Origin of the sequence: Pseudonocardia sp. CA-107938, assembly GCF_050936315.1 — a bacterium.
Lineage (GTDB): Bacteria > Actinomycetota > Actinomycetes > Mycobacteriales > Pseudonocardiaceae > Pseudonocardia.
In genome coordinates this window covers 6054051-6073250 of record NZ_JBNJNA010000001.1, presented here as the reverse complement: position 1 = coordinate 6073250, position 19200 = coordinate 6054051, and the positions used below count along the sequence as shown (strand labels likewise).

The following is a 19200-nucleotide window of genomic DNA, read 5'->3' as shown; positions in this document are numbered from 1 at the left end:
GACGTTGGGAACACCGCTTCTGCAGGAGCGCCACGGCCGGGTACTGCTGCTGACATTCAATCGTCCGGACAAGCACAACGCACTCTCCAGCGAGCTCATCCGCCTCTTCATCCGGGCGCTCGACGACGCGGACGGCGACGACACCATCGGCGCCGTCGTGCTCACCGGGCAGGGTGATCGGGCGTTCACGGCGGGCATGGATCTTCACGAGGCAGCACGTGGCGGGGAGGAGCTGAACAAGCCCGAGACGAACGTCGGCCTCGCCATCTCCCGGTTCCGCAAGCCGATCATCGCCGCGGTGAACGGTCTGTGCATCACGGGTGGCGTGGAGCTCATCCTCTGCTGCGACGTCGTCTTGGCGTCGACCACCGCACGGTTCGCGGATACGCACGTCCGGGTGGGCCTGCTGCCCGGCTGGGGCGTGTCGCAACGGCTGGCGCGCCAGATCGGGCCCCAGCGGGCCAAGGAGATCTCGCTCACCGGCAGCTTCGTCGAGGCCTCCCGCGCATGCGAGTACGGCTTGGTGAACCGCCTTGTCGAACCGGCCGTGCTCCTTGACGAAGCTCTGCAGCTGGCACAGACCATGGCTGACAACGACAGCGCGGTCGTACAGGCGTACAAGCAGATCATCGACGACGGCTTGCTGATGACGCTGGGGGACGCACTGCCGATGGAGCGGCAACGAGGCATGGAGTACTTCGCCTCGCTGCCACCCGGCGCGGTCGAGGCAGGTCGGGTCACAGCCTCCTTGCGCAACCGTGCGGATCTCGCCTGAGCTGACGCGGGGGGGAGGGGCGCTCCGGTCGGCCCCGGCACACGACACCTCCGTCCGCTGGAGGCCTTCGCGGATGGTGCTGGGGCTCGACGCCCCCAGCGCCGGCACGGCGACGATCGCCGGGAGGCGCTACCGGTCGCTCGCGAACCCGGCTCGAACCGTCGGGGCGCTGCTGGACCCGCGCTGCGCGCACCCGGGTCCGCGCGGCGAGTGGGAAGGCCCGCAGCCGGCTCGACGGATAGCCCAGGTCGGTCGCGATGGCCGCGATGGCCGCAATCGCCCCGGTCACGTCGATCGGCAACGGTGCACGGCTCGAGCGAGATCCAGCGGAACGTCCTCGCCAGGCGGGTACTGCGGCGCCCGGTCGGATGAGGGGCGCACCCGCGCGGCCGGCCGACCTCGTGACCGAGCCTCAGTAGGCGAGGGTGAACCGGCGCCGCGAGTGCCGCGCCTGCTCGATCTCGTCGGTCAACGCGATCGCGTAGTCCTCGTAGGAGATCGCGGCCTTTCCGTCCTCGTCGGACAGCAGTTCGTCCTCACCCAGCCGGAACCGTCCGGTCCGCTCGCCCTCGAAGAAGGCGGGCGGAGGGCAGAGGATGGTCCAGTCGAGATCGTCCTGCACCTGCAGGAGGTCGAAGAAGTGCGCCGCCGCTTCGGCGGGGGGTCGGTAGGACTGCGGGAACTGCGGGGTGTCCATGATCCGTGTCGTCGTGCCCGGCACCAGTAGGGTGCCGGATCCGCCGACGACGACGTAGCGGGGAACGCCCGACTCCCGCACCGACCGGATGAGGGAAGCGTGGTCGGTCTTGGCGTACTGGATCGACGTGACGACCACGTCGTGCCCGGCCAGCAGCGTGGGAAGGGTCGCGGAGTCGTTCGCATCGGCCTCGACGGCGGTCACCGAGGGCGCGCTCGGGATCCGGTCGGGGTGGGTGGAGAGTCCGGTGACGGAGTGCCCCCGCTGCACGAGCTCCTCCACCACCAGCCGCCCCACCGCACCCGAAGCGCCCACCACGGCGACCTTGAGCGGAGTCACGCCCTCTCGTCCAGTTCCCATGCCCTGAGTCTGTGCACCGGCGCAGGGTCGGTCGACTCGGCGTTCTATCGTCCGGAACAGGCCCGTGCACGCGCTCGGGTTCGGGGTTCCGCCCAGGAGCGCACGCTGCGTGCCTCGAACACCTTCCCGCGGTGCGCAGCCCGTGGTTCCTCTCCGCGGAACGGGGCACGTCCCCCGATCGACACAGCGGGCAGACTCTGCGCTCGTGTCGAAGTGGACCGGGACGTGACCGGCGTGCGTGGCGATCGGGATCGCGGTGTCGGAGCAGAGGCGGGAACGGTGGCCCACCCCCGCTCGGCCGTGACGGTCGCGCTGGTGCGGGATGGGAGCCGCGGTCTCGAGACGTGGATGATGAACCGACCCGCCGGCATGGCCTTCGCCGCGGGCGCCTCGGTGTTCCCCGGCGGACGGGTCGAGCCGTCCGACGGCGCCGCTCGGCTCGGAGACGGCGCGGACGGCCGCGAGTGGGCGGCCCGGCTGGGTGTGGACGACCTGGTCGCGGGATCCCTGGCGACCGCGGCCCTGCGCGAGGTCGTCGAGGAGGCGGGCGTGCTCCTGGGCGAACAGCCCACGTTGGTGGACCTGGGCGCCCGCCAGGCGCTGGAGGAGGGGCGCACGGCCTTCGCCGACCTCCTTGCGAGCCGCTCTGTGGTGCCGTACCGGAGCTTGATCCCCTGGATGCGCTGGGTCACCCCCGCGAGCGAGCGTCGCCGCTACGACACCTGGTTCTTCGTCGCCGTCCTCCCGTCGTCGTTCGAGGTCGGAGCGCCCAACACCGAGGCGTCCTCGGCGGGCTGGGTCGGGGTGGCGGACCTTCTCGCGTCGGGTGAGCGCGGCGAGACATGGCTCCTCCCGCCGACCGTGGTGGCCCTTCGGGCCCTTCGCGACGCCGGCGGTGCCGCAGCGGTGCTGCAGGCGGCACCACGGCGCTCGATGAGCGTGGTCGAGCCCCAGATCGAGCGTCATCCGGATGGTTCGGTCGCGGTGTCCGGCGGCGGTGAGGTCGTCGTCGTCACCTCGCCACGCCCCGCCACCGCTGCGACGCCGTCGACGTGAGCCGAGCGGTTCTGCGAGGAGAGTTCCGCGAATCGGAATTCGTCCTGGGCGCGGCCTGCGGTCGCGCCCAGCGTCGTCCGCACGACCAGTGGTCGGCTCCGCTCGACGACAGGGGGCGACGTGCCCGAGCACCACCCGGCCGATCGTGGTTGGTCCAGCACGCGGGCGCCACGGGCGACGTCGACCCCGTTCACACCGACGAGCGGCACGCTCGGGACGCCGTCGGCCTCTCGGGCGTCGTCGCCCACGGCATGCTGACAATGGCCGTGACGGGCACCCTGCTCGGCGACGTCGTCGGGATCGAGAACGTGACGCGGTTCGGCGGCCGGTTCACGGCCAGGTCCAGCCAGGGGACAGCTTGCCCCGTCTTTCACCGCCGGCCACTCGTCGACCGCCCCGGCCGGGGACGTAGTCCTCGACCTCGATCTACGGATGGTCAACCATCACGGTGTCGAGGTCTTCGCGGGCACGGCGCCCTGGTCCACGACGGGCCCCGGTGAGGCGCATCCGGCTGATCGAGTCCGCTGTCCGAAGGGGTGATGGAGCCCGAGCGCCAGGAGGTTGTCGTGGAGTCCTTCGTCCGTACCGAGGTTCACGGAGACGTACTGCTGGTCGTGCTCGACCGGCCCGAGAAGCGCAACGCCTTCCACACCGAGATGAACGGCGAGTTCGGGGCGGCGCTCTTCGCGGGACAGCAACACGGCTGCATCGTGATCACAGGCGCGGGCCCCGGCTTCTGTTCGGGGCTCGACCTGCGGTTCGACCCGGCTGATCTGCCCAACAGCGGTTACGAGGTGGGCTGGGCCGAGATGCGCACGTCGCGGGTGCCGATCATCGCCGCGGTCAACGGTCCCGCCGTCGTCGGTGGTCTCGCGATCGTCGCCAATGCGGACTTCGCTGTTGCGTCCGACCACGCGAGCTTCTGTGACACGGAGCTGCAGGTCATCGGTTACGGCAATGCCGAGCTCATGTCGGCCCTCCAGCGCCGGGTGGGATCGGCCTGGGCGCGACAGATGACACTGACCGGTATGACAGTCGATGCCGCGACGGCGCTCCGCATCGGGCTGGTGAACGAGATCGTCCCGCACGAGGAGCTCGTCGAACGCGCTCTCGAGCTCGCCGCGGCCATCGCGGTCAATGACCGGGCTGCCGTGTCGGTCATGCGGCGGGAGTGGGATGCGGTGGAAGGGCTGTCGCCGACCGCCGCACTGTGGATGCACGAGGACTACCTGCGTCCCTTCGCCGACGCTCCGGCCGCGTTCCAGGACGAGTCCCGGGTCCAGGGCCTGCTCGGCCGCTCGTGATTCGACGGTGTCTGCCGACGGCTCGGCCGGGGCGACCAGAGACCACCGTAGGCATGATCAGAGGAAGTTCGTGACCGTGATTCAGCACAGTGACCCCCCGAACGAGCGGATCGTCGTCGTCGAGCGACTCGAGCTGCCGGACGCCCAGGGAGCGCAGCTCGGCCTTGTCCGACTCGACGAGCCGGACCGGCTCAACCCACTCAGCTGGGCGGCCTTCCGTCAACTGCACGCCGGTCTCGCCGAGTTGGAGGCCGACGACGCCGTTCGCGTGGTTGCGATCACCGGGACCGGGCGTGCCTTCAGTGCCGGGGGCGACCTGCGGGCTTATCTGACGCTGCAGCGCGATCCGGTCGCGCTGCCGCGCTACTTCGACGACGTTGCCGAGGCCCTCGAGATGCCCTCGAGCATGGGCAAGCCGGTGATCGCGCTCGTCAACGGGGTGGCGGTCGGGGGTGGTCTCGAGCTCGTTCTCTCGTGCGACTTCGCCATCGCGGCCCGCTCGGCTCGGTTGGGCGACGGTCACGCGAACTTCGGGCAGATGGGCGGTGGAGGGGCGCTCAGCGTGCTTCCGCAGGTGATCGGGCTGCCCCGGGCCAAGGAGCTCACCTTCTCCGGTCGACTGCTCGGCTCGGCGGAGGCCCTGGCGTGGGGACTGGTCAACCGTGTCGTCGAGGACGACGAACTCATGGCCGCGGCGCTCGACTTCGGCGTCGAGGTGGCGGGTCACAGCCCCCTCGCGCTCGCGGAGGCGAAGCGAGTGATGACGCAGAACGCACGGTCCGCGGCGGCGGCGCAGGTCGAGCGTGAGACGGTGATGCGTTACCTGCTCACGTCGCACGACGCGCCCGAAGGTCTACGAGCCTTCGCGGAGAAGCGGCGGCCCCACTTCACGGGACGCTGACGCAGCCTGAGTGGGCACCGCCGTCGCCGATGATGCGCTCCTTCGGCCGACCTTCGCATCGCAGGGAACCGTCCTCGTCGAGGTAGTCGAGGTCACCGGTGCACAGCCACCCGTCCGGCACCGCTGCCGAGGTGAGGTCCGATCGCTCGTAGTAGCCGTGGAAGAGTGCGGCGCCGCGGGCCATGATCTCACCGACGTCCCGAGGAGCGGCGTCCCAGCCGTTCCTGGGTAACCACCCGGCACTCGCGTCCGGGCGGGGCTGGGCCGTCGTAGCTGATGATCTTCGACCCCGGTCACCGCGCGTTGAGCAGCTGCAGGCTGATGCCGAGCGCGATGGCCGGGCGGACGCCGTGCTGCAGCCCGAGGCGTGTGCCAGCGGGGACGGGGAGAAGGACGTTCGAGCGCGCGCCAGGACCGTCATCCTCGGCAACAGTGCGTCGGTCCGTGGGCGGCAGCGAGGTCAGCGTGGCGGGGCATGGGGTCGCCGCAGGTGTCGGGGCCGGACGCTCGGTTCCGCCCAGTGGCACCTGATGTTGCTCGCTGCGCCCCGCGGCGGCGAGGCTCCAGGCTGCATTCCGAGTCGCCCGGTGGTGAGCCCCGCCGCCGGCATCGACCGGGATCGGTGGGTCGGCGCCGGGTTGAGCACCGGTGGCGGGCCGGAGGACTCGACGGAGGAGAGCTGCTGTGGCGTTGACGGACGAGGGCATCATCAGGGTCGACGGCCTCGCCAGCCGGTATGTACGCCTGGCGAGTGGTGCGAAGGCCCATTACATGACCGCGGGTGAGGAGGGACCTGCCGTGCTGTTGCTGCACGGCGGTCTGCCGGGTTCGTCGGCGACGGCGGGGTGGAGGTTCATGGCGCCTTTCCTCGGGGCGCACGGCTTCCGGGTGTACGCGCCGGACATGCCGGGTTACGGCTTGTCCGACACGGCGCCGGAGCATCGGCCCAAGGGTCTGCACACCCAGGTCGAGTTCCTCCACGAGTTCGTGACGGCGTTGTGTCTGGACCGGTTCCACATCGCCGGGAACTCGATGGGGTGCATGAACTCGGTGAACTACATCACCGCGCATCCGGAGAAGATCCTGAGCTTCGCGTTGATCGCGGGTGATTTCGGGGATGTGACGGCGCACCTGCTGCCGCGGCCCGCGGGATCCTTCGTCCCGAACTACGACGGCACGCGCGAGAGCATGCGGGACAACCTGCGAGCCATCATCCACAAGTCCGAGGCGATCACCGACGATCTCGTCGACATGCGCCACGGTGCCGCGCAGCGGCACGTGGAGGGCGCGCCGGAGTACTTCGCGGCGATGATGGAGTACGTCAACCAGACGTTCTCGGACCCGAACCTCGCCGCTCGGTTGTCGACGAAGGGTCGTTTCGACAAGCTCACGATTCCGGGTGTCTACCTGTACGGGCAGGACGACGTGCTCTGCCCCGTCGAGTGGGGATACGAGCAGGAGAAGGCGCTGCCCAACGTGCAGTGCTTCTACCCGCCGGACACCGGCCACCAGGGGCAGACCGACCAGCCGGAGCTGTTCAACCAGCTGTTCCTGGAGTTCTTCCGGGACGGTGTGATCACGCGGCAGACCGCTGATGCCGCGGGGGTCTCGAAGAACCGCCCGGAGATCGCCTCGATCGTCGCGCAGGCCTGACGACCCGAGACGTCTGGACCCCACCGCACGACGACGGCCGGGTTGTCCTTCGCACTCGGCGGCAGGAGAGCACCATGATCGACACCTGGGCTCAGACCGGGGACGACGTCCGCACGGACGACCTCGCCGGCCTGGTCGACCGCCACCTGGGCGTCGACGGTCCGGCGGAAGGGGCGGGCTGGGCCCCGGTGGTCCGGGGGTTCTTCGCCGCGGTCGCGGCGAAGAACCTCGAGGCCCTGTGCGCGTTGATGACCGAGGACTGCCTCGTCGAACTGCCGTTCACCGAGTCCGGCCGGACCGATCGTCGGTCCATCCGCATCTACAGCGGCACTGACGAGGTGCGGGATTTCTGGTCGGCGGCCTTCGCCGGTGAGGGTGTCACCCACGGGATCGGGGAGGGTGAGGTCAGCGTCGGGGAGGGCGGCACCCGCGTGTTCGTCGAGTTCACCGCCCACCTGACGATGGATAGCGGCCGCGAGTACCGCAACCGGTACGTGCTGCGGTTCGACCTCCGGGGCGAACGGATCGCGCTGTACCGGGAGTACTACAACCCGATCCAATCCGCGTACGCCTTCGACCGTCCCATCGCAGGCCACCTGCGGCTCGACTCGCTGTGAGCGGCGGTCCGCTGCGGTTCGACGGGCAGGTGGCCGTGGTCACCGGTGCGACGTCGGGGCTGGGCCGGGAGTACGCGCTGGAGCTCGCCCGGCGCGGCGCGACCGTCGTAGGGACGACGACGGCGAGGGCGCAGGCGTCCGGTGAGGCAGACGCCCTGCTGGCCGGCAGCGCCGCAGCCGGGCTGGCCCTTCAGCTGGTGCCGGCCGACGTCACCGTCGAGACGGCCGCGCGCGGTCTGGTGACCGGTGCGATCGAGGAGCACGGGCGGCTCGACGTCCTGGTCAACAACGCAGGCAGCGCATGGGTCTCGACGATCCAGGAGGGCACGACCGCCCAGGTCCGCTCCATGCTGGACGTGCATTACCTGGCGTCCTTCTGGACGACGTCGACCGCCCTGCAACACATGCGCGGACAGGGGTTCGGGCGGATCGTCAACTCCGTCTCCGGGGTGGCCATGTTCGGTCGTGCCGAGGCCCATGCCTACGCCGCCGCGAAGGGTGCTGTGCTGGCCATGAACCAGTGCGCCGTCGAGGACAACGCCGACGTCGAGGGCATCGTCATCAACGCCATCTCGCCCTTGGCGGCGACGGGGATGGCACCCGACTTCGGTCTGGTCGACCCCGCGTTGGACGCGGAACGCATGTCGCCCACCCGCGTGGTCCCCGCGCTGATCTACCTCGCGCACGAGTCCTGCCGGCTCAAGGGGCGGGTGCTCTATGCCGCGGGCGGCCGGGTCGCGCTCAGCCGCTTCCACATGACCCGCGGGTGGGGGTCGGAGACGCTGACGGCCGAGGACGTCAGCGCCCATATCGACGACATCTGTGACCGGGATGGTGCGTTCGTGCTGGAGAACTCGCACGAGCAGTTCCGCCACATCCCGACGACCCCGGCGGACTTCGCCGAGCTGGCCCGGACACCGCGCGGCGTCAGCGGGGTGGGTCGATGAGAACCACCGGGGGAGATCGCACGTCAAGCAGGTGTCGCTGCACAGACGGGGCCGACGGCGGCGGGTCCTACGGTCGGAGCACCGGGGTGTCGCAGCAGCGCCGTCGCCGGAGTGGGGCCGGGACGACGTCGGTGCACGTCTGACACGGCCAGCAGTCGCTGCTCGCTGGAGGAGCTCATGACGCTGTCGAGTTCGAGCAGGTAGGACGGATCGCGGTCATCACGTTGAACCGACCCGAGGTGCGCAACGCCGTCAACGGGGAGAGGGCTGCGCAGCTGGGCGCGGCGGTCGACCGGCTGGAGGCCGACCCGGACCTGAGGGTGGGGTTCCCGCGGCGGCCGTCCGCGAGCCTCGCCCGGTCTTCTGCGCCGGGCAGCACCTGCGTGCTCTCCACCGTTCACCGGGGGTGACGGCGGACGGTGGGTTCGCCGGGCTCATCCACCACCCGCGGACGAAGCCGCTCGTGGTCGCGGTGGACGGTCTGGCCTCCTCGGGCGGCTGCGAGATCGTGCTGGCCTGCGACCTGGTCGCGGCGACGACCAGGTCGTCCTTCGCCGTGGCGGAGATCAAGTGGAACCTGGTGGCCCTCGCGGGCGGCGCGATCCGGCTCCCGCGTGTCCTCGGCAAGGCGACGCCCTCGACATGATGTTGACCGGCCGACCGCTCTCGGCCGAGCGGGCCCACCAGCTCGGGCTGGTGTCCACGCTGGTCGAGGGTGACGTCCGGGAGGCGGCGATGGAACGCGCCACTGCCATCGCGGTGTTCGAGCCGGACGTGATCCGGGCGAACCTCCGGCTGGCCACCCGTGCATGGGACCTCTACGAGGCCGAGCTGTGGAAGGCCGACGACGCAGTGGCCGACGAGATCATGGGGTCGGCCGGCGTCAGAGCCGGCCTGGCGGCGTTCGAGAACAGGGAGGGCTGACCCGGCCCGTCCACGGAGCGGCCGCTGGATCACGATCCGCCGGCCGGTCCCGAGGGACGGAACGATGTGTTGTCGCCAGGCGGCGCGAAGCCTCACCGTGATCCCGCGCACACCGCAGGTCCACCACACTGCGCCGAGGAGGAGCGATGCCGAACCCGGACCGGCCCGAGGAGCAGACCGAGCCCGCCTGCCCAGCATGTGGGACGGGGTCGCAGCTGCGCGGACCCGTGGGCCGCAACGCCGAGGCCCGTGAGGTTCCGGCAGACGTGCGGCACATCGTGTTCCAACGCTCGGCGTTCGAGCCGGCGCTCTGAAGAACGGCACTTCCCTTCGTCCTCGGCCGATTCAGCTCTGAACCGGCCGCGGACGATCGTCGGCATCCGGGACAGGGGATCCCGGATCCCCACCCTCACGTCACCGTCGATCTGAGAGGTACTCCATGTCCGTTCCCGAGAGCGAGACCGTCGAGGTGAATCCCCCGCACTCGTTGGTGGCGTCGCCGATCCAGCGACGTCGGGCGTTCCTGTCGGCCTTCCTGGGCAGCACGATCGAGTTCTACGACTTCATCATCTACGCGACGGCGGCGACGCTGGTGTTCGCGTCGGTGTTCTTCAAGGGCATGCCGCCGTCGGTCGGGATCATCGCCTCGTTCGGCACCTTGGCGGTGGGGTACTTCGCCCGGCCGATCGGTGGCATCCTGTTCGGGCACTGGGGTGACCGGTTCAGTCGCAAGAACTCGCTGATCGCCACGCTCCTGATCATGGGCTTCGCCACCACGCTGATCGGGCTGCTGCCCACACCGGCGCAGGTCGGGGTGTGGGCGCCCGTGCTGTTGGTGGTGCTGCGAGTGGTCCAGGAGCTCGCGGTCGGTGGTGAGTGGGCGGGCTCGGTCCTGCTGTCGGTGGAGGCGGCCGACCCGGAGCGGCGGGGGCTGTTCGGCACCGCCACCGCCATGGGCACCGCCGCCGGATTCCTGCTGGGCACCGGTGCTTTTGCGCTGCTGAGCGCAATCCTGTCCGCCGAACAGCTCCTGTCCTGGGGATGGCGGATCCCCTTCCTGGTCAGCCTGGTGCTGTTGGCGCTGGGGCTGTGGATGCGAACCAAGCTGGAACCGTCCCCTGCGGAGAAGGTCGCGCAGGCCGAGGGAGCTGTCGCCATCGTTCCGGTGGCCGAGCTGTTCCGGTCGCACTGGAAGCGCACGCTGCTCGCGGTGGGCATTCTCCTCGGCCCGTACGCCATCTACTCGATCTTCTCGACCTTCGCGGTCACGTTCGCGGTCACCTTCGCGGGTGTGTCGCGAGCGGCGATGCTGAACATCCTGATCGTGGTCTCCATCGTGAGCCTGGCGTTGTACCCGCTCTACGGCCGACTGTCGGACCGCTTCGGAAGGAGAAGGGTCTACGTCCCAGCGGTCGCGGTGATGTTGGTGACGTCCTTCCTGCTCTTTCCTGCCATCCAGACCGGGAACGTCTGGCTGATCGGCGCGTACTACGTCCTGCAGGGGTCCGTCCTCAGCGCTGCGATCTTCGGCACGGTCGGCCCCATCTTCGCGGAACTGTTCCCGACGAACGTGCGGTTCACCGGCGCGGCGGTGGCCTACCAGGGAGCGGCACTGATCGGTGGTGCTCTCGGTCCTCTGTCCGCCGCCGTGATCGGCGCCGACGGACAAGGCGTGTTCGGCATGGGTCTGATGATGGCGGCCGGTGTCGTTCTCAGCCTCGTCTGTCTGATCTTCCTTCGTGAGACCAGGGACGCCGACCTGCTCGCGACGGCCTGATATCACCGTCGCCGGTGGGCGGCTCACCGGTCTGATCGTCCTGATCGACGCAGGTCTCGTCCCTCCTCGACCAGCATGTGCCGGGGACGACGACGAACAGGAAGGACGCACGTGCAGGACATCCTCTCGCCCGGCGACGTCATCGGTGTCGTCGAGGTCCACCTGAACACCCGTCACGCCGCCGTGATGGACGCTGTGGGCCGTCCGGTCCACGACGCCGGTGTCTGGGCGGGGGACGGAAGATGGCCGCGCGCAGCCAACCTGCCCTTGCGTTCATGAAGCCGGATGAGCAGGCCGTCGTCGGCCGCGCGCGGGCTCGAGCTGGAGGTCGAGGCGGCGGCGGGCTTGCCGCGTCTGCGTCGTGGTGGGGCCGCCCGTCGGTTCCCGAGGCGCGAGTGACGGGGAGAGGTACCGGCCATGCCGGTGACCAGCCCGACCCCTGAACTGATCTCGCGGTTCGTCGCCACGGGCGTGTCGCAGGAGCAGCCTCTGCACGCCGTGGTCGACGAGGTGAGGCGCACCGCGTGCGACCGTCCCTGCCCCGACGAAGAGCGACGATGTGAGGGAGAGCCTTGAGCGGACCGTTGCAGGGCGTGAAGGTCGTGGAGCTCGGGGTCTGGGTGGCCGCTCCGGCAGCGAGCTCGATGCTCGCCGACTGGGGTGCGGACGTGGTCAAGATCGAGTCGCCGGGCGGTGACCCGCTGCGCGCCGCCAGCGCGACGGTGCTCCCGCCCGGTGCGATGGTCAACCCGCACTTCCAACCGGACAACCGGGGGAAGCGAAGCGCCGTTCTCGACCTCCGCTCCGAGGAGGGGCGAGCGGTGATGTTCGCCCTGCTCGACACGGCGGACGTCTTCGTGACCAACGTCCGCGTGGCGGGGCTCACCCGACTCGGTCTGGATCCGCAGTCCGTCCGGGCCCGGAACCCGCGGCTGGTCTACGCGGTCATCACGGCCTACGGGATGACCGGTCCGGATGCCGGAGCGGGCGGCTTCGACCTGGGCGCGTTCTGGGCGCGGGGCGGGATCGCGGATCTCCTGACCGCACCCGGCCAGGCCCCACCGATCCAACGCAGCGCGATGGGCGACCACCAGACCGCGTTGACCGCCGCGGCGATGATCAGCGCAGCGCTCTTCGAACGGGAGCGGACCGGTGAGGGACAGGTGGTCTCCACCTCTCTCCTGCGCGTCGCCGCCTACCACGCCGCGGCGGACCTCAACATGAAGCTGATGCGCGACGAGGACCCGGAGTTCCCGGAGCGCAAGTCGCTGTTCAACCCGCTGTGGAACAACTACGAGACCGCCGACGGCCGCAGGGTGTGGCTGATCAACCCGGCACCGGACCGTGCCTGGCCGATCCTGGCCAAGCTCGTGGATCGCACGGACTGGCTGGGCGACCCGCGTTACGTGACCGCGGCGGCCCGCACCGAGCACTGCCGGGATCTGATCGCCGAGCTCGACGCCATCTTCGCCGAGCGCAGCTTGGCCCAGTGGGTCGAGCTGCTGTCCACCGAGCCGGACCTGTTGTGGGCCCCGGTGAACACCGTCGCCGACATCGTCGCCGATCCGCAGGCTGCGGCGGCCGGTGCGTTCGTCGATGTCGAGGAGGCCTACGGCCGGACCCGGCAGGTGGCTACGCCCGTCGACTTCCACCCCAGCCCCGCCCGAGCTCTCGTCGGCGCGCCCGACATGGGGCAGCACACCGACGACCTGCTCACGGAACTCGCGGACCGGCCGGGAGCCTGGCCGGCCCGGAACAAGTAGCTCGCGCCGATGGTCGCACCGACACGGGACGGCGCCGGTGTGGTGCGGTGGCACCGCGAGGGGGGCGGGTCGGACGCCTCGTCCTCGAGCGACCCGGGTCGAGGAACGCGCTGACCACTCCGATGATCGACTCACTCGTGGGGATGCTCGCAGCCCTCCGCGAGGACGACACGGTGGACGTCGTCGCGCTGTCGGCTGTGGGCCCCGACTTCTGTTCGGGATCCGATGTCGGCGACATCGCCGCCGTCCTCTGTTTGGGTCCCGCGGAGCGGGCGAGGTCGTTCGCGCACGGGCTGAGCACCACGGTGCGTCCACTGATGGCCGGGCTGCTCAGCCTCCCCCAGATCGTCGTCGCCTCCGCCCGTGGCCACGCCATCGGGCTGGGCGCGGCGCTGTTGTCGGCCGCGGACGTGGTCGTGCTCTCGGAGACGGCGCTCGTCACCGTGCCCCAGGTAGGTCTCGGGCACACCAGTGACCACGGCGAGTGCTGGTTGCTGCCCCGCCGGATCGGGCTCGCCCGCGCGATGCAGGTCTCGCTGCTGGGCGAGCGAGTGGCTGCGGTCGACGCGGAGTGTTTCGGCATGGCCAACTGGGTCACGGCGGACCGGGATCTCGAGACGAGGGCTGCGGACGTCGTCGAGGCCGTGACCGCCCTGCAGGAGCGAAGGGCACCGGTCTTCGGCCCGGAATGATCGGGTCATGGACTGCTGCAGCTCACGCACACGCCGATGTGCCAACGCACAGGTTCGACCACGTGCGTGAGCACACGACGATGTGCGTGAGCGATGGGCCCGTCCTGCGCCACGGGCACTGAGCCGACCCACCACCGGACCCCTGGTGAGTCGGGCCGCTCAGTTGTTCGCGACGAAGTCGCGAACCGCCCGGTTGAACTCCTGGGGGTGCTCGATCATCGCCCAGTGTCCGCATCGGGCCAGCAGGAGCAGGCGGGCGTCGGCCGCCTGCTTGATGAGTCGGATGCTGGCCTCGAACGGGACGACGCGGTCGTCACGGCCGTGCACCGCCAGCGTCGGCGCCCCGATCTCGGGGATGCGACCGATGAAGCCCTGGAAGCGGGCGTTCATCGCCGGGAAGGTCTTTCCCCAGTCCTGCAGGTGGTCAGGCCTCGCGAGCGCTGCCTCCGAGCGGAGCTTGGCCAGCTCGTCCGTGGCGATGGCGTCGTCGAAGCACATCACCTGGACCAGCTTCTTCATGGTCTCCGGTGTCGGGTCCTGGTAGGCGGCGTTCAGGAACTTGAGCCCCTCGCTGGGGCCGTCGGGCGCCGAGACGTCCACCCCGGGGCAAGGGGCGCCCATGGTGATGAGGTGCGAGACGCGCTCGGGGAAGCGGATCGCGGTCATGATGGAGGTCATGCCACCCATCGAGTTCCCCACCAGCGCGGCCTTCTCGATCCCGAGATGATCGAGCAGCGCCACCAGGTTGGCCGCGTGGTCGCGTCCGTCCGCGTCGTTCTGGGTGTCGCTGCGGCCCCACCCGGGCATGTCGACCGCCAGCACCCGGTTCGTCTCGGCGAGGTGGCCGAGGTTGTCCTTGAAGTTGCTCCATCCGGTCGCTCCGGGCCCGCTGCCGTGCAGGAGGACGATGGGATGTCCTTCGCCGGCCTCGTAGTAGTGGATGCGGTAGGGCGTCAGGTCGGCGAAGCGACTCGCAGACTCCGGGGTGATCGGGCCGAACACGGTCATGACGAGCTTCTCCTTCTCGATCTCACGCCTCCCTCCCGGAGTGGGGGAGGGAGGCGAGAGGTACCGTCCGGCCGGGTCGGGGCGATCGGCAACCGGCTGTTCCGATCGCCGGAAAGTCGCCGCGAGCCCGCTGGGGATCGACCTGCGGGCGGAGGGTGGGTTCCGCGAAGCGGAACGTCGTGTGGCTGAGCGCCCGGGCTGCGGGGAGGCTCGCTGCCGGGCGAGAGGACGTCAATGGTGATGAACGATGCCGACCGGAACCAGATGATCCTGCCGGACCGGGCCCCGGCCGATTCGGATCCGACCTTGACCGGGCCGCTGCGGTACTGGGCCGAGGTCAGGCCCGACGGGTCTGCTCTGACGTCCGACGGGGTCACCCGGACCTGGGCACAGCTCCACGAGCGGGTCCTGCGGGTGGCGCAGGGCCTCCTCGCCGAGGGCGTCCGTCCTGGCGACCGGGTGGTCTACCTCGCACGCAACCGGGCGGAGTTCTACGAGATCGCCTATGGTGCCTCTCTGGTCGGGGCGGTCCTCGCCGCGATCAACTGGAGACTGTCGCCCACGGAGATGTCCGCTCTGCTGAGCCGCTCCGAGCCGGCGGTCCTGTTCGCCGAGCCGGCCCTGGTCGCACCGCTCGAGAGCTTGGCGGCGCGCACCGTCATCGGCCTCGGCGATCCGGTGACCGGCTTCACGCAGTGGCTGTCCCGTCACCCCGCGGTCGACCCTCCGCAGCGCTTGACGCCGTCCGAGCCCGTCCTCCAGATGTACACGTCGGGGACGACCGGTCTGCCGAAGGCGGCGGTGTTCTCGCACTCGGCGATCCGGGCCGCGACGGTGGTCGCCGAGATCTCCGCCACCGGGCCGGACTCGGTCGTGCTCGTGTCGTTGCCGGTCTTCCACGCCGCGGGCGGCGGGATGGGCTTTCTCTCCCTGTGCCTCGGCGCCCACGTCGTGGTGTCCTCGGACCTGTCGCCGGAGGGGTTCGTCCGACAGGTGCAGCAGTTCGGGGTGACGACGACGGTCGTGGTCCCCACGGTCCTGCAGATGCTGGTCGACTCCCCGGTGCTCGAGACGGCGGACCTGTCGAGCCTGGAACGGCTCGGGTACGCCGGGGCTCCCATGTCCCCCCAGCTCCAGCAGGAGTGCCTGGCTCGGCTGCCGTGCAGGCTCTTCCAGGTCTACGGGTCCACGGAGGTCATGTCCGGGACCGGACTGGACCATGCGGACCACGTGGACGAGGAGCACCCGCAGCGGCGCAACTCGGTGGGGAGAGCGCTGCCCGGCACGGAGCTGCGGGTCGTGGATCCGGTCACCGGCCTCGACCGCCCCGACGGGACACCGGGTGAGGTGTGGGTGCGCAACCGCACGTCCATGACGGGCTACTGGCGTGAACCGGAGCAGACCGCTCAAGTGATCACCACTGACGGGTTCGTCCGCACCGGCGACGGCGGCTACCTGCGCGACGGCTACCTCTACCTCTCCGACCGCATCCGAGACGTGATCATCAGCGGGGGCGAGAACGTCTACCCCACCGAGGTCGAGAACGTCCTCGTCGAGCATCCCGCCGTCGCGGAGGTGGGTGTCGTGGGCGCGCCGTCCCGTCGCTGGGGGGAGACGGTCCGCGCCGTGGTCGTGCGCCGTCCCGGCGCGGCCGTGGAGGCCGACGAGCTCGTCGCCTTCTGCCGGGAGCGGCTGGCGCACTTCAAGTGCCCGACGACCGTCGACTTCGTCGACGTGCTCCCGCGCAATGCCTCGGGGAAGATCCTCCGCCGGAAGCTGCGGGAACCCGAAGGCGCAGGCTGACCGACGCTGCGCGCGCCACGAGAGCCCCGTCGACGATCCGTCGACGGGGCTCTCGCACGCGTGGTCCGCCCCGGCGGTCAGCCCTGCCGGCGCCGGCGCAACGTGCCGTTCGTACGCCTCGACCGTCGAGGTCGGCGCCTCCGGCGCGATCTCCAGCAGCGTCGCCAGTCCTCGAGGGGTGTCCGCGGCGCGGACGGTGCCGTCGAGCCCGCTGCGGCAGTCGAGCGGCTGCAGTTGGTGGGGCGGTCGTCGGGGCGCGGTACAGCTCCGCCGTGCGGGCCGTCGGCCGGTCCATCTTCGGATCCGGCTTCGAGTCGAGGTCGCGCTCCTGCGGACCCGCCCTCGCGGGCCCCGGGGCGTCGTCGGGGGAGGGGAGCGGCGGTCAGCCGCGGCGCCCGCCGAGGTCGAGCGCGATGTCCACGATCATGTCCTCCTGGCCGCCGACGAGACCGCGCCGACCGACCTCCACGAGGATGTCGCGGGCATCGAGACCGTAGTCGGCGGCGGCCCGCTCGGCGTGCCGCAGGAAGCTGGAGTACACACCGGCGTAGCCGAGCGTGAGCGTCTCGCGGTCGACCCGCACCGGCCGGTCCTGCAGCGGTCGCACGATGTCGTCAGCGGCATCCTGCAGGGCAAAGAGGTCGCAGCCGTGCTTCCACCCGAGCAGGTCCGCGACGGCGACGAACGCCTCGATCGGGCAGTTCCCCGCCCCTGCGCCCTGGCCTGCCAGGGAGGCGTCCACCCGGGTGACCCCCTCCTCGACCGCCACCACGGAGTTGGCCACCGACAGGGAGAGGTTCTCGTGGGCGTGGATGCCGATCTGGGTCTCGGGGGAGAGCACGTCCCGGTAGGCGCGTACGCGATCGCGCACGTCGTTCATCGTCAGCCGCCCGCCCGAGTCGGTCACGTACACGCAGTGGGCGCCCGCCGACTCCATGATCCGGGCCTGTGCGGCCAGCTGGGTGGGCGGGGCCATGTGCGACAGCATGAGGAAGCCGGAGACGTCCATCCCCAGCTCACGAGCCGTCTCGATGTGCTGGATGGCGATGTCCGCCTCGGTGGCGTGGGTGGCGATGCGCACCGAGCGGACCCCGAGGTCGTAGGCCTTGCGCAGCTCCTCCACCGTGCCGATCCCGGGGAGCAGGAGGGTGGTGAGCACCGCGTTCTCCACCACCTCGGCGGCGGCCGCGATCCACTCCCAGTCGGTGTTGCTGCCGGGCCCGTAGGTGAGGCTCGCGCCTGCGAGCCCGTCACCGTGGGCCACTTCGATGGCCGCGACGCCCGCCTCGTCGACCGCCCTCGCGATGGCGCGCACGCGATCAGGGCTCAGCCGGTGCCGGACGGCGTGCATGCCGTCCCGCAGGGTCACGTCCTGGATGTAGAGGTCGGGTGTGACGGGGACGGTCACGGCGCGACCTCCGCCCGGGGCTTCGGCTGGTGTGCGTGCACGACGAGCTCCTCTGCGGTCCGCAGCGCGGCGGAGGTCATGATGTCCAGGTTCCCGGCGTAGGCGGGCAGGTAGTGGGCGGCGCCCTCGACCTCGAGGAAGACCGAGACCTTCCACCGGGGCGGGGGCGCGTCGCCGACGAGGGTGTGCAGGTCCTCGTCGGCGGCCACCGGCACCACCTGGACCTCCTGCTTGAGCCGGTATCCGGGCACGTAGCGGGCGACGTGCTCGACCATTTCGGCGATGGAGCGCGTGATGTCGTCCTCGTCGGCGTCCCCGACCAGGCAGAGCACGGTGTCCCGCATGATCATCGGCGGCTCGGCCGGGTTGAGCACGATGATGGCCTTGCCCCGGGCCGCGCCCCCGACCACCTCGATGGCCTTCGACGTCGTCTCGGTGAACTCGTCGATGTTGGCCCGGGTGCCGGGTCCGGCGGACTTCGACGAGATGGAGGCGACGATCTCCGCGTAGCTCACCGGCGCGACACGGGAGACCGCCGCGACGATGGGGATGGTCGCCTGGCCCCCGCAGGTCACCATGTTCACGTTGCGCGCGTGGCGGTGCTGTTCGAGGTTGACGGCGGGCACGACGAACGGACCGATCGCGGCGGGCGTCAGGTCCACGAGGATCTTGTCGTACGGCGCCAGGGCCTCGGCGTTGGCGACGTGGGCGCGGGCGGACGTGGCGTCGAGGACGACCGCGATCTCGTCGAAACCCGGCAGGTCGATCAGACCCTGCACTCCGTCGCTCGTCGCCGGGATGCCCAGCCTGCGTGCGCGGGCCAGCCCGTCCGACTCCGGGTCGATCCCGACCATCGCGCCCATCTCGAGGACGGTCGACAGTCGGATGACCTTGAACATCAGGTCGGAGCCGATGTTTCCGGAGCCGATGACGGCCACCTTGGTCGCGGTCATATCTCCTCCATGACGAGCGAGTGCGGCAGGCACCGCGGCGGCTCCTCTCGCCGTGCGGCCGAGTGTCACCGCCCGTGCCGGGCACCGCGAGCAGCGGTTCTGGGGGCCGGAACCGGCGAGCCATCGCCCCATGTTCGGGCGGGCGTCGAGCACGGTCTCGCTCACTGGAGCACCTTGTTCCGGCGGCGGTCGTGACCGCCCAGCGTCGTACAGGCCACAACAAGGTGCGGCGGCCGCGTCGGCCCCTGTTCTTCCGCCTGAGAGAGGTGGCCCGGTGGTCGGAGTACGGGGAGCTGGCGCGTGCAGGCCGCTCGCCTGGCTCTTCGAGCGCTCCCAGGCGGTCGCGCTGCACCTGGCGGTGCTCCACAAGCCCACCGGGACCCGCGCCCGTCTCCTCCCGACCCGACGTGGCAGGAACGCCCGCGCGCAAGCCGTCTCGTGATCTCGACGAGGCCGTTCCGGGGGTCGGGACGGGCGATACCGGGCCGCCCGCGGTCGGCAGAGACTCGGTGGAGAGGCAGCAGGCATCCCGGCGGCACGGCGCCACGGGGAGTCGAGGCAC

Annotated in this window: 22 protein-coding genes; 17 read left to right on the top strand and 5 right to left on the bottom strand. The window is 70.5% G+C overall.

Going from position 1 to position 19200, the window contains the following annotated elements:
- The first annotated feature begins 4 nt into the window (after positions 1-4).
- A complete protein-coding gene (locus tag ACQEVB_RS30060; RefSeq protein WP_432978517.1) occupies positions 5-775 on the top strand; it encodes an enoyl-CoA hydratase in 771 nt (256 codons plus the stop codon).
- A gap of 412 nt (positions 776-1187) precedes the next feature.
- Here ACQEVB_RS30060 and ACQEVB_RS30055 read toward each other — a convergent pair whose 3' ends face one another.
- Entirely contained in the window at positions 1188-1811 is a 624-nt protein-coding gene (locus tag ACQEVB_RS30055; protein ID WP_432978514.1) for an NAD(P)-dependent oxidoreductase, read from the bottom strand.
- 369 nt (positions 1812-2180) lie between these two features.
- Here ACQEVB_RS30055 and ACQEVB_RS30050 point away from each other — a divergent pair, with 369 nt between their 5' ends.
- From ACQEVB_RS30050 to ACQEVB_RS30035, 4 genes are all read left to right on the top strand, one after another.
- Positions 2181-2888: an NUDIX hydrolase gene (locus ACQEVB_RS30050; protein WP_432978511.1), complete on the top strand. Its 708-nt coding sequence runs from the start codon at positions 2181-2183 to the stop codon at positions 2886-2888.
- Positions 2885-3388: a MaoC/PaaZ C-terminal domain-containing protein gene (locus tag ACQEVB_RS30045; RefSeq protein ID WP_432978508.1), complete on the top strand. Its 504-nt coding sequence runs from the start codon at positions 2885-2887 to the stop codon at positions 3386-3388. Before ACQEVB_RS30050 ends, ACQEVB_RS30045 begins: the two co-directional genes overlap by 4 nt.
- Positions 3389-3454: 66 nt before the next feature.
- Positions 3455-4192: an enoyl-CoA hydratase/isomerase family protein gene (locus ACQEVB_RS30040; protein ID WP_432978506.1), complete on the top strand. Its 738-nt coding sequence runs from the start codon at positions 3455-3457 to the stop codon at positions 4190-4192.
- Positions 4193-4262: 70 nt separating this feature from the next.
- Positions 4263-5093, top strand: coding sequence for an enoyl-CoA hydratase/isomerase family protein (locus ACQEVB_RS30035; RefSeq protein WP_432978503.1), 831 nt, complete (start codon positions 4263-4265; stop codon positions 5091-5093).
- Here ACQEVB_RS30035 and ACQEVB_RS30030 read toward each other — a convergent pair.
- Positions 5080-5277: a hypothetical protein gene (locus ACQEVB_RS30030; protein ID WP_432978501.1), complete on the bottom strand. Its 198-nt coding sequence runs from the start codon at positions 5275-5277 to the stop codon at positions 5080-5082. The two genes, ACQEVB_RS30035 and ACQEVB_RS30030, sit on opposite strands and share 14 nt — an antisense overlap.
- A gap of 500 nt (positions 5278-5777) precedes the next feature.
- On the opposite strand from ACQEVB_RS30030, the gene ACQEVB_RS30025 reads away from it, so the two are divergent.
- From ACQEVB_RS30025 to ACQEVB_RS29975, 11 genes are all read left to right on the top strand, one after another.
- Complete coding sequence (locus ACQEVB_RS30025) at positions 5778-6746, top strand: alpha/beta fold hydrolase (RefSeq protein WP_432978498.1); 969 nt, start codon at positions 5778-5780, stop codon at positions 6744-6746.
- Positions 6747-6820: 74 nt separating this feature from the next.
- On the top strand, positions 6821-7363 hold the full coding sequence (locus ACQEVB_RS30020) for a nuclear transport factor 2 family protein (protein WP_432978495.1): 543 nt from the start codon (positions 6821-6823) through the stop codon (positions 7361-7363).
- Positions 7360-8310 carry an SDR family NAD(P)-dependent oxidoreductase gene (locus tag ACQEVB_RS30015; RefSeq protein WP_432978492.1) on the top strand — a complete coding sequence of 317 codons (951 nt, stop codon included), beginning with the start codon at positions 7360-7362 and terminating at the stop codon, positions 8308-8310. Before ACQEVB_RS30020 ends, ACQEVB_RS30015 begins: the two co-directional genes overlap by 4 nt.
- A 224-nt stretch (positions 8311-8534) precedes the next feature.
- Complete coding sequence (locus ACQEVB_RS30010) at positions 8535-8720, top strand: hypothetical protein (RefSeq protein ID WP_432978489.1); 186 nt, start codon at positions 8535-8537, stop codon at positions 8718-8720.
- Positions 8717-8956 (top strand): enoyl-CoA hydratase-related protein, encoded by a 240-nt coding sequence (locus tag ACQEVB_RS30005; RefSeq protein ID WP_432978486.1) that lies wholly within the window; start codon positions 8717-8719, stop codon positions 8954-8956. Before ACQEVB_RS30010 ends, ACQEVB_RS30005 begins: the two co-directional genes overlap by 4 nt.
- Positions 8953-9234 (top strand): enoyl-CoA hydratase/isomerase family protein, encoded by a 282-nt coding sequence (locus tag ACQEVB_RS30000; RefSeq protein WP_432978483.1) that lies wholly within the window; start codon positions 8953-8955, stop codon positions 9232-9234. The genes ACQEVB_RS30005 and ACQEVB_RS30000 overlap by 4 nt, the downstream gene beginning before the upstream one ends.
- Positions 9235-9380: 146 nt before the next feature.
- Positions 9381-9548: a hypothetical protein gene (locus tag ACQEVB_RS29995; RefSeq protein ID WP_432978480.1), complete on the top strand. Its 168-nt coding sequence runs from the start codon at positions 9381-9383 to the stop codon at positions 9546-9548.
- 125 nt (positions 9549-9673) lie between these two features.
- The gene (locus tag ACQEVB_RS29990; protein WP_432978477.1) at positions 9674-11011 is read left to right on the top strand and encodes an MFS transporter; all 1338 of its coding nucleotides are present in this window, start codon (positions 9674-9676) and stop codon (positions 11009-11011) included.
- Between the two features lie 111 nt (positions 11012-11122).
- Positions 11123-11290: a hypothetical protein gene (locus ACQEVB_RS29985; protein WP_432978474.1), complete on the top strand. Its 168-nt coding sequence runs from the start codon at positions 11123-11125 to the stop codon at positions 11288-11290.
- A 293-nt stretch (positions 11291-11583) separates the two neighbouring features.
- Complete coding sequence (locus tag ACQEVB_RS29980; protein WP_432978472.1) at positions 11584-12774, top strand: CaiB/BaiF CoA transferase family protein; 1191 nt, start codon at positions 11584-11586, stop codon at positions 12772-12774.
- Positions 12775-12821: 47 nt separating this feature from the next.
- Positions 12822-13466 carry an enoyl-CoA hydratase/isomerase family protein gene (locus ACQEVB_RS29975; protein ID WP_432978469.1) on the top strand — a complete coding sequence of 215 codons (645 nt, stop codon included), beginning with the start codon at positions 12822-12824 and terminating at the stop codon, positions 13464-13466.
- A gap of 159 nt (positions 13467-13625) precedes the next feature.
- Here the strand turns inward: ACQEVB_RS29975 and ACQEVB_RS29970 are convergent, their stop codons facing one another.
- The gene (locus ACQEVB_RS29970; protein WP_432978466.1) at positions 13626-14474 is read right to left on the bottom strand and encodes an alpha/beta fold hydrolase; all 849 of its coding nucleotides are present in this window, start codon (positions 14472-14474) and stop codon (positions 13626-13628) included.
- Between the two features lie 240 nt (positions 14475-14714).
- Between ACQEVB_RS29970 and ACQEVB_RS29965 the strand changes: the two genes are divergently transcribed.
- Complete coding sequence (locus ACQEVB_RS29965; protein WP_432978463.1) at positions 14715-16277, top strand: AMP-binding protein; 1563 nt, start codon at positions 14715-14717, stop codon at positions 16275-16277.
- A 382-nt stretch (positions 16278-16659) separates the two neighbouring features.
- Here ACQEVB_RS29965 and dmpG read toward each other — a convergent pair whose 3' ends face one another.
- Both dmpG and ACQEVB_RS29955 read right to left on the bottom strand, forming a co-directional pair.
- Complete coding sequence (gene dmpG, locus ACQEVB_RS29960; RefSeq protein WP_432978460.1) at positions 16660-17685, bottom strand: 4-hydroxy-2-oxovalerate aldolase; 1026 nt, start codon at positions 17683-17685, stop codon at positions 16660-16662.
- Positions 17682-18638, bottom strand: a complete 957-nt coding sequence (locus tag ACQEVB_RS29955; protein ID WP_432978457.1) for an acetaldehyde dehydrogenase (acetylating) — start codon at positions 18636-18638, stop codon at positions 17682-17684. The genes dmpG and ACQEVB_RS29955 overlap by 4 nt, the downstream gene beginning before the upstream one ends.
- Positions 18639-19200 lie beyond the last annotated feature (562 nt).

Bases quoted from the DNA above. Each gene is read 5' to 3' on its own strand.
- ACQEVB_RS29965 (WP_432978463.1), top strand. From the start codon at position 14,715: ATGAACGATGCCGACCGGAACCAGATGATCCTGCCGGACCGGGCCCCG.
- ACQEVB_RS30050 (WP_432978511.1), top strand. From the start codon at position 2,181: ATGATGAACCGACCCGCCGGCATGGCCTTCGCCGCGGGCGCCTCGGTG.
- ACQEVB_RS29995 (WP_432978480.1), top strand. From the start codon at position 9,381: ATGCCGAACCCGGACCGGCCCGAGGAGCAGACCGAGCCCGCCTGCCCA.
- ACQEVB_RS30000 (WP_432978483.1), top strand. From the start codon at position 8,953: ATGATGTTGACCGGCCGACCGCTCTCGGCCGAGCGGGCCCACCAGCTC.
- ACQEVB_RS29990 (WP_432978477.1), top strand. From the start codon at position 9,674: ATGTCCGTTCCCGAGAGCGAGACCGTCGAGGTGAATCCCCCGCACTCG.
- ACQEVB_RS29970 (WP_432978466.1), bottom strand. From the start codon at position 14,474: ATGACCGTGTTCGGCCCGATCACCCCGGAGTCTGCGAGTCGCTTCGCC.
- ACQEVB_RS29955 (WP_432978457.1), bottom strand. From the start codon at position 18,638: ATGACCGCGACCAAGGTGGCCGTCATCGGCTCCGGAAACATCGGCTCC.
- ACQEVB_RS30030 (WP_432978501.1), bottom strand. From the start codon at position 5,277: ATGGCCCGCGGCGCCGCACTCTTCCACGGCTACTACGAGCGATCGGAC.
- ACQEVB_RS30020 (WP_432978495.1), top strand. From the start codon at position 6,821: ATGATCGACACCTGGGCTCAGACCGGGGACGACGTCCGCACGGACGAC.